We start from the raw sequence: 5,884 nt of genomic DNA on the forward strand, positions 1-5,884 counted from the left end.
AAAGGTCACTGTGCAGCACTCGCTCAAGCAAGCCTCGAGCATGGTCGGCGCGCTCGCGGTCGTACTCGACAGCGAGGGCTTGGACCTTGTCGCGGCCGAGGATGTGTGCTGCCTCAGCCAGGGCAACCCCCTCACCGGCGCAGGGATCACAGATCCTCATCCTGCCCGACGGGGCGGGAGCGAGGGCTTGCAGAGCGCGTTCGAGGGTGACCTCATCGGTAGGGAAGTAGCCGTTGCGTGCAAAGTTGCGCGCCAAGCGCGGGAACATGAGGGCCATGGGGCCTCCTTGAGTCTGAGAGGGATGGCTCAGGCTTGTGCCTGAGCATCGGTGGTAAGAATGCTTTCGCGGATCAGCTCACCGAGGGTGGGCTCGAGCACGTCGACCCGCAGGGCGAGTCGCCAGGCGCAGACGTTGCCGATCGTCCCTGGCAGGGCGGTCAACATCTGGTGCTGGGTGAGGACCTCCATCACTGGCTCGCGCCAGTGCTGCAGGAGGGGGAGCGGACAGGTCTCCATCACCAGCGGCCAGAGCCTTTGGTGTGGATCCTCATCGCGCTGCAGGAGTGCGAAGGCGAGGTGATTGCCTCGGTCGGGCGCCGAGGCGCGCCGATCGAACAGCCAGAGGTTGAGCAGGCTGCCGAACAACGTGCCGCGGAACTGGCGGGTGGTGCGTTTCTCCAGGAGATCCTGGTTTGGGAAGACAGGTAAGCGCCGGCCGTCCACGATAATGTGGAAATGGTCGATGCCATTTTCTTCCCGGTCCAGCGTCAGCCTGGCCAGGAACTCTTGTGTCACGGTGTCGCGGCCCCAGGCCGAAAGAAAGACCAGGTTGCGCTGCTCGTCGCACACGCAGGCGTCAACGTACAGGTCTGGGCATTCTTCGATCTGGTAGAGCGGGGTGGGACTGGGCATAGGAACCTCCTTGAAGGAGGAGCCACGCCGCCCTCGAGGGGCGGTGAAGCCCCTCGGGGGTGTAGTCCAACTGGTGCAGGGGAGCGTGGTGGTCACCGAACGCTCTTGGTGTGAGGGTCGAAGCTGAGCCCATCGGCTTCAGGACGGTGCAGCGGCCCTTGGCCGACCAGGAAGACCTGGCAGAGGTACTGATCGCGTAGCGCGACAGCCGCTTCCGCCTGCTCCAAGGTCAGCGACAGCTCCTCGATGAACAGGTCGATGAGCTCGTCGTCGCCGGCGACGTCGTTGTTGGACAGTTGGTCCTCGAGGTAAGCGAGGGTTTCCTGGGTGAGGTTGGTGAACAGCGGGTTCATGGTGCGCTCCTGGTGGTAGACGAGGAGCGCCCTCGAGGGCGCCCCTCAAGGGAAGTGGTTGGTGCGGTCAGGCTTGGTGTTCGTGCGTCAGACGTTCACGCCACTCCTGGTTGACCTCATCGTGAGCCAGGTCCAGGAACTCCAGCGGACAGCCGTAGTAGAACGGGCCGGCACTTTCTGGAATGGTCTTGTAGCCCCATTGCCCGGCCGAGCAGTCCAGCAAGTGCAGCTCGATCATGGTGATCGAGTGACCGGCCGGCTTGCCGAAATAGAATCCGGCAAGGTGGAAGGTTCGTTTTACGACAGTCCAAAGTTCATTGCCGGAGACTGCGTGTGCCAGCACCTTGGTGCTGCCTGCGAAAGTACTGGTTGGGGCCAGCAGCTCACGCAGCAGGTCTTCCTTCGTCTGATGTGAGAAAAGCCATCCCATAGGTGTGCTCCTGTGGTTGGCCAGGTCTCCCTGACGGGAGAACCCGGCAGGGGTGGGTAGGGTGATGCTTCAGCGTGTTGCGCGCTCAAGGCGCTGGAGGAGCCGGTAAGCTGTTTGCCTGGCCTGCCAGTCGCAGTACAGCCATGGCTCGTTGTCGGCCGCATGCTCCGGCGAAGGGGTCTTCACCCGCTCACGCAGTGCGATGATGGCCTGGTCGACGACGGATCGGTCGAACACTGCATCGCGGAACTGGTCAGCCAGATTGTCCAGTCCGACCTCGCGCAGCGAGGCGCAAACCAGCAACAACTCCTCGCTGAAGCCTGGGGTGTTGTAGATCGATTTCATGCGGCCTCCTTGCGGGTCCACACTTGTTGTTTGAAGTCGAGCTCATAGCCCAGCGCGCCGAGCCGCACGCACTGTTGACGTAGCCGCTTGCGGTCGACCGTGGTGTCCAGCTTGACGATTTCGCCTAGCGGCCAGACCGTCCCGAACAGCTCTGCATCTGCGTCTGTGTCCGGAGTGGCGGCCTGCTCTGCAGGAGCCGGAGGGGACATACCGAAAGGCGCGTCCTCCCCTGTTGCAGCGGGGCGCAGAGGCTTCGGTTTCGGGGGCGACTTCGGCGGTGCCGCCGGTGCGGCAGTGGGTTGCTGTATCGCGGGCACTTCGTCGAGCGGATCCACCTCATTGCCAGAGAGACGCTCTGCCTCCTCGTCGCTGAGGTTGTCCACGTCGTCCAGCGTCATGCTGTCGAGCTTGGCGCGGATCTCGACGACCAGCCGGCCGCCGGTGGTGTAGTAGGAGGGACGGATCTCGGTGATGGCGAAATCACCGCGGTACTTGCCTTCGATGTGCTGGTCCAGGAGAGCGTCCTTGATGACGAATTCCCCGATCGAGGTCGAGAGCTTTCCCACGTTGAACTCGCCATTGCGACCATTGATGGTTCGAATGGCCAACTGGCCGGGTATGTTGATCATGGCGTGACCTGCGAAAAGGATGATCCCGCCGAAGCGGGATCGTGGTGAGGGGAGAGCTACTCGGTATCCGGGTTGCCCTGGAGGCTTTCTTCCTGCAGCTCGATGCGCAGGTAGGAAGGCTCATCGGACGGCTCGACTATCGAGAGGACCAGCAGCGCGAGCGCGCGGTCCTGCCCCTCTTCCTCCTTGTGGTACAGGTGGAATTGGATGTGCTTCGCGGTCGGCTGGAGCGAAAGCTCCTGCCAGGCGGTTTGAACGACACTGGCCAGCCGGGTGCCCATCTCGTCGACCCTGGCAGGGTTGGCGAGATAGACCAGGCGCAGCCAGGCCGCGTTGGTGAGAACGATCGGGAGTTTGAGGTACGCAGCAGTGTGACCTGCGCTGGAGTGGTTGTTGAGAGAGGTCATGAGAGGTCTCCGAATACGCAGGCCTCTCCCGCGGGGATGAGGTCCCCGCGTGGGTGGGTAGGATGCACTCCATCACTTGCGTGATGCGACCGCGCTGCCGAGTGCTGTAGCGGTCTTGGGTGGGTTAGCGCTTGCGCGCCGGAGCCTTAAACCCTGGCTCCTTGGGAGGCGCTGTCAACGACAGCGAGCCAATTCGAATTCGGGGGCTGGCGGGATTTCCCGCCGGCCGGATTGCTCAATCGTCAGTGACCGTCGCCAAACGACAAGCAGCGAATGACACTCTCGGCCTCGGACAACGAATATTGATCGCCGATGTGCTTTTGTTGGCCGCCAGCCTGTTCGGCAAAGATGCCGTAGATCACGTTGCGGACCAGGCCATCATTAGGGCAGCGGTCCTCAAGCCCCTCACCGATCTCTTGACCCTCGGTGATTAGCGCGAAGTCGTCATTGAAGATGCAGGGGAAGCACTGCAGTTGTGCATCGGAGAGAGATTGCTGCGTCGGGTGCAACGCACGGTAGCAGGGGGCGCAATCATCTTCGTAGGTTATCTGCAGGGTGCGTTCGATCCTGAAGTTGCTATAGCCGCGGATAAACGGATTGAGTTGAGTCATGGGATATCTCCGGAAATCGGAAGCCCATGCCCTTGGAGGCTATGGACCTCCAGGGGAAGTAAGGGGCGCCGAAGCGCCCTGAGGGTGTGGAGTTGTTGCAGTTAACGCGATAGGTCTTCTTAATATTCCCGTTGCGTCCAAGTGCCGTTGTCTAATGCCTGTTGGGCAAGTTCGCGGGAGGGGTAATATTCAACCGACTCGCGCGAGGCTGGTACTTCTTCATCAAGGGTGCCGATATAAAAGCCGGCGTTGGACATAAGAACCTGCAGCGGCAGTTCGAGACGAAGATGGGCGAGTGCCCGCTTTCCGTAGTGCATGGTGATTCTCCTTTCGGTAGGAAACACCAGTCCCACGGGGACTGTGGCCCCCTAAATGGGAAATGTTTGGCGATTAGGCCAGGGCAGATACCTGAGTATTGTTGCTGGCCAGGAACAGCCAGGCGAAGTTGCAGAAATGACTGCTGAGCAGCAGCTCTTCCTCGACGTCGCTGAGGCAAACCTCTTCAACTTCCGGCAGAGCGGGCAGATCTACGATTTGGATATTGCTCATGATGATCTCCAGATAATGGAGAACACCACGCCCTGGGGGAGATGGTGCCCCCCGGATGGGTATGCGATGAAGAGTGGCGCATAGCGTAGGTAGTGAAAGGCCCTCGGGATGAGGGCCGGTATTCGATCAAGCCGTGCTCAAGCAGCGGCTTGTTCAGCGCGCTCAGCAGGAGCTGCGGGCTCACCTTGCGGTTCGCCTTGGCCTTGCTGGGCTTTTTCAGCTTCTTCCTTCGCATCGTAGACGGTGGTGCCATCCACTTTGATCCAGGAGATGAAGAGCAGCCGGCCTTTGAGGCTTGCGCCGGACTGGCCTTTTTTCTCACCTTTCTCGTAGGTGAAGGGATCCGCCCAGATGTCGCCGATACGGAAGGAAATCAGCACCTTCTTCTCGGCCTCGACTGCTTCCTTGCAACGGCGGACAAGCTTTTCAGCCTGGGCGCCGACCACTTTGCAGTCGATGTAGGAGTATTCCACGCTGTCTGCCGCGCCATGGAGGGCTGCGACGGTTACGGCGAGGAATGGTTCACCTCGGCGGATCGGTACCTCGCGGATGCGATTGAGGTAGCCGATACCGGTGGTGTGCAGGTCGAAATATTTGGCTTCTTGGGCTTGGGTGTTGTTGCTCATGATGATTCTCCAGTTTCGTAAGCGAAAGCGGAGAAACACCTTGCCCGTCAGGGAAAAGTATTCCCCGCATGGGTCGGTATTGGGAGGTAAATCAGAGGGAGAGGGCTTCCATCAACCTGTGGGTTGATTGATCGCGCTACCGGAAGCTGGTGCGATCTTGGGTTCGATCTACACGGAAGTCCGTGTCGTAGTCTTTCAGATCATGACTACTGGGGGAGGGTTGCCGACAACGTCAGCAGCTCACGGGGTAAAGGATGGGCAGGGGAAAAATGAATGTCAATACCCATGAAATGAAAAAAGCGCCCAGTGTTGGGCGCTTTCATGGTCAATGATGACGGGGAAGAATCCGATGTTTTTGGCACCAGGTCTTGACCTGAGGCCAACTGAACCAGAGGGCTATGCCGGAGCAGATAACCACCAGGCTGGTCATGATGATCATGCCGAACTCGGTCTGGGACATTTCACTCCTCCTCCTCGGTGAGAGCGATACCTATGAGCTAGATTACCATACCCATGACGAAAGCATATGCCGTCAGCAAGCGGTGCTCGCTGAGGAAGATGCCCACCAGGCTCGCCGCAACGGCAGTGGTACCGATTTTTCGGAGATCGTCTGCGAATGCAGAACGTTTCGATTTCATGGTTTTCCTCGAAAAATGCCGGAAAACCACCCTGCGGGATGGTTCCCGGCAGGGTTGGGAGTGGTAGCAGTGGCTATTAGCGGCCGAGAGCAGCTACTTGTTCATCCGTCATGGTGGACAAGTAGTCCTGCCAGCGTTGGTGGTATTGCTCCTGAGTACGCCGATGGAGTTCCCAAGAGACTGCGCTACCAGGAGGTGCTGGCAAAAGAGCAATCTCATGATCGTTCAGGGACTCTAACTGGAGAGGGGGCCTCCCCATTTCGCTTTCGGAGTTGGGTGCAATCAAATGGTCGAGGGAACCCATCTTGAGCTCCTTCCTGACTGGCGTTTCAGCTTTGGCGGTCGCCTTGGCCGGCTTGGGTTTGCGTGCGCGCTTGGGCTTTT

Annotated in this window: 14 protein-coding genes; all 14 read right to left on the reverse strand. The window is 59.8% G+C overall.

Annotated elements, in window-relative coordinates; all coding sequences use genetic code 11:
- Positions 1-277, reverse strand: a 277-nt coding sequence (locus JHD77_RS07420) for a DUF6094 domain-containing protein (RefSeq protein WP_233410342.1), incomplete at its 3' end; no start/stop codon positions are given.
- A gap of 29 nt (positions 278-306) precedes the next feature.
- On the reverse strand, positions 307-912 hold the full coding sequence (locus JHD77_RS07425; RefSeq protein ID WP_003099799.1) for a hypothetical protein: 606 nt from the start codon (positions 910-912) through the stop codon (positions 307-309).
- Positions 913-1,004: 92 nt separating this feature from the next.
- A complete protein-coding gene (locus JHD77_RS07430) occupies positions 1,005-1,265 on the reverse strand; it encodes a hypothetical protein (RefSeq protein ID WP_003099797.1) in 261 nt (86 codons plus the stop codon).
- A 67-nt stretch (positions 1,266-1,332) separates the two neighbouring features.
- Positions 1,333-1,695 (reverse strand): hypothetical protein, encoded by a 363-nt coding sequence (locus tag JHD77_RS07435; RefSeq protein WP_003099795.1) that lies wholly within the window; start codon positions 1,693-1,695, stop codon positions 1,333-1,335.
- A 69-nt stretch (positions 1,696-1,764) separates the two neighbouring features.
- On the reverse strand, positions 1,765-2,040 hold the full coding sequence (locus tag JHD77_RS07440; protein ID WP_003099794.1) for a hypothetical protein: 276 nt from the start codon (positions 2,038-2,040) through the stop codon (positions 1,765-1,767).
- Entirely contained in the window at positions 2,037-2,669 is a 633-nt protein-coding gene (locus JHD77_RS07445; protein ID WP_196994077.1) for a DUF3275 family protein, read from the reverse strand. Before JHD77_RS07445 ends, JHD77_RS07440 begins: the two co-directional genes overlap by 4 nt.
- A 56-nt stretch (positions 2,670-2,725) precedes the next feature.
- Positions 2,726-3,076: a hypothetical protein gene (locus tag JHD77_RS07450; protein ID WP_004347949.1), complete on the reverse strand. Its 351-nt coding sequence runs from the start codon at positions 3,074-3,076 to the stop codon at positions 2,726-2,728.
- 242 nt (positions 3,077-3,318) lie between these two features.
- A complete protein-coding gene (locus JHD77_RS07455; protein ID WP_003099790.1) occupies positions 3,319-3,687 on the reverse strand; it encodes a hypothetical protein in 369 nt (122 codons plus the stop codon).
- 119 nt (positions 3,688-3,806) lie between these two features.
- Complete coding sequence (locus JHD77_RS07460; RefSeq protein WP_003099789.1) at positions 3,807-4,004, reverse strand: hypothetical protein; 198 nt, start codon at positions 4,002-4,004, stop codon at positions 3,807-3,809.
- Between the two features lie 73 nt (positions 4,005-4,077).
- Positions 4,078-4,236 carry a hypothetical protein gene (locus JHD77_RS07465; RefSeq protein ID WP_003099787.1) on the reverse strand — a complete coding sequence of 53 codons (159 nt, stop codon included), beginning with the start codon at positions 4,234-4,236 and terminating at the stop codon, positions 4,078-4,080.
- Between the two features lie 137 nt (positions 4,237-4,373).
- On the reverse strand, positions 4,374-4,862 hold the full coding sequence (locus tag JHD77_RS07470) for an STY4534 family ICE replication protein (protein ID WP_003099785.1): 489 nt from the start codon (positions 4,860-4,862) through the stop codon (positions 4,374-4,376).
- A gap of 325 nt (positions 4,863-5,187) precedes the next feature.
- The gene (locus tag JHD77_RS32650; RefSeq protein WP_003099783.1) at positions 5,188-5,322 is read right to left on the reverse strand and encodes a hypothetical protein; all 135 of its coding nucleotides are present in this window, start codon (positions 5,320-5,322) and stop codon (positions 5,188-5,190) included.
- Positions 5,323-5,359: 37 nt separating this feature from the next.
- Positions 5,360-5,500 (reverse strand): hypothetical protein, encoded by a 141-nt coding sequence (locus JHD77_RS07475; RefSeq protein WP_003099780.1) that lies wholly within the window; start codon positions 5,498-5,500, stop codon positions 5,360-5,362.
- Between the two features lie 76 nt (positions 5,501-5,576).
- Positions 5,577-5,884: hypothetical protein (locus JHD77_RS32310; protein ID WP_233410329.1), on the reverse strand; the 308-nt coding region annotated here is incomplete at its 5' end.

The sequence above is a fragment of the Pseudomonas sp. P20 genome (genome assembly GCF_016463925.1).
GTDB lineage: Bacteria > Pseudomonadota > Gammaproteobacteria > Pseudomonadales > Pseudomonadaceae > Pseudomonas > Pseudomonas aeruginosa.

What these genes read in the sequence shown, in the direction of transcription:
- JHD77_RS07430 (WP_003099797.1), bottom strand. Translation starts at nt 1,265, where the DNA reads ATGAACCCGCTGTTCACCAACCTCACCCAGGAAACCCTCGCTTACCTC.
- JHD77_RS07465 (WP_003099787.1), bottom strand. Translation starts at nt 4,236, where the DNA reads ATGAGCAATATCCAAATCGTAGATCTGCCCGCTCTGCCGGAAGTTGAA.
- JHD77_RS07455 (WP_003099790.1), bottom strand. Translation starts at nt 3,687, where the DNA reads ATGACTCAACTCAATCCGTTTATCCGCGGCTATAGCAACTTCAGGATC.
- JHD77_RS07450 (WP_004347949.1), bottom strand. Translation starts at nt 3,076, where the DNA reads ATGACCTCTCTCAACAACCACTCCAGCGCAGGTCACACTGCTGCGTAC.
- JHD77_RS07470 (WP_003099785.1), bottom strand. Translation starts at nt 4,862, where the DNA reads ATGAGCAACAACACCCAAGCCCAAGAAGCCAAATATTTCGACCTGCAC.
- JHD77_RS07460 (WP_003099789.1), bottom strand. Translation starts at nt 4,004, where the DNA reads ATGCACTACGGAAAGCGGGCACTCGCCCATCTTCGTCTCGAACTGCCG.
- JHD77_RS07445 (WP_196994077.1), bottom strand. Translation starts at nt 2,669, where the DNA reads ATGATCAACATACCCGGCCAGTTGGCCATTCGAACCATCAATGGTCGC.
- JHD77_RS07435 (WP_003099795.1), bottom strand. Translation starts at nt 1,695, where the DNA reads ATGGGATGGCTTTTCTCACATCAGACGAAGGAAGACCTGCTGCGTGAG.
- JHD77_RS07440 (WP_003099794.1), bottom strand. Translation starts at nt 2,040, where the DNA reads ATGAAATCGATCTACAACACCCCAGGCTTCAGCGAGGAGTTGTTGCTG.
- JHD77_RS07475 (WP_003099780.1), bottom strand. Translation starts at nt 5,500, where the DNA reads ATGAAATCGAAACGTTCTGCATTCGCAGACGATCTCCGAAAAATCGGT.
- JHD77_RS07425 (WP_003099799.1), bottom strand. Translation starts at nt 912, where the DNA reads ATGCCCAGTCCCACCCCGCTCTACCAGATCGAAGAATGCCCAGACCTG.
- JHD77_RS32650 (WP_003099783.1), bottom strand. Translation starts at nt 5,322, where the DNA reads ATGTCCCAGACCGAGTTCGGCATGATCATCATGACCAGCCTGGTGGTT.